1 protein-coding gene and 1 pseudogene are annotated in these 1,274 nt (G+C 58.2%); both read left to right on the forward strand.

Going from position 1 to position 1,274, the window contains the following annotated elements:
* Positions 1-1,099: DUF1983 domain-containing protein (locus ACZRN6_RS36470; protein WP_464009960.1), on the forward strand; the 1,099-nt coding region annotated here is incomplete at its 5' end.
* A pseudogene (locus ACZRN6_RS36475) lies at positions 1,092-1,274 on the forward strand (hypothetical protein); the annotation flags it as partial. The gene ACZRN6_RS36470 and the pseudogene ACZRN6_RS36475, both read left to right, overlap by 8 nt.

A 1,274-nucleotide genomic window follows, 5' to 3' on the forward strand; every position in this document is an offset into this window, starting at 1 on the left:
GCTTCAGGCGAGCTGGCGGGAGGATAACGGAGAGGGCGCGCTGACTGACGCCCTGCAAGGCTGGGATGCCACGGCGAAGTTCGCCCAGCAGGTGAAGGTACAAGCCTCTGACAACCTGGCGCTTGTCGAGCGCACGACGTCACTGGATGCTGCGGTGGGTGCGAACAAGGCCGGGCTGACCACGCTGGAGCGGGCGGTGGCCACCGATAAGCTGGCGACAGCTACTCGACTGGATCAGTTGAAAAGCGATGTCGACGGCAACACGGCGGCGATTGGTAGTGAGGCCTCGACCAGAACTGATGCTGATAGCGCCCTTGGCATACGCATAGATCAGATGGGTGTCACCGTCGGCGGTAATGCTGCGGCGATCAGCCAAGAGGCAACTACCAGGGCGGACGCTGATACCGCTCTGGGTAAAAGGGTCGATAACACGCAGGCGAAGGTTGATGAAAACTCTGCAGCCGTCCGGACGGTTACTCAGTCTCTGGCCGATACCAACGGTGCGATCGCCTCTCAAACCACCACGCTCCAGGCCGTGATCGGTAGCGGGCGTGACGGCACAGATGAGGGTGATCTGGCCGGCGCGCTCAACGAGTGGAAGAGCCAGGCGGCGATCCAGATCACGGCGAAAGCCCAAGCGAGCACCGACGGCAAGCTGTCCACGATGTGGGCGGTGAAGATGCAGGTCAACCAAAACGGCCAGTACGTGGCCGCCGGCATCGGGCTTGGCATCGAGCAAAATGCTGATGGTCTGCTGCAAAGCCAGTTCTTGGTGAGCGCTGACAGGTTCGCGGTGGTGAACACTCTGGCGGGTGGAGGCTTCGTCACCCCGTTTGTAGTTCAAAACGGACAGGTTGTTATCGATACCGCGCTGATCAGCCAGGCGTTTATTCAGGAAATCGTGCTGGGCATGACGCTGCGCTCTGAGGCGGTTGACGCTAAAGGTCGTCCGCTGCTTGAGATCAATGTGAAGGCGGGAACGTTCATGCTGCGCAGTGAGGGTACAGGTGGTTCGTCGATACTGAACAACAACGGGCTTGCTGTTTACGACGCCAATGAGGTTCGCCGTACTATGGTCGGGAGGCTTGTGAGTGGATGAGTTCGGGCTTTTTACCTGGGGTTCTGAAGGTGTTCAGGAGCTATCTCCCAGCAGTTTTACTATGAGGACGGTTTACTCTGGACTGACATCTGGATTTCCAGCGGGGAAGTATTTCGACATTGCTGTAGAAGGAATTACTCCACAAAACGCTGCCGCTTTTTGTGTGCCTATTAAC

The organism is Pseudomonas sp. A125 (assembly GCF_055409485.1).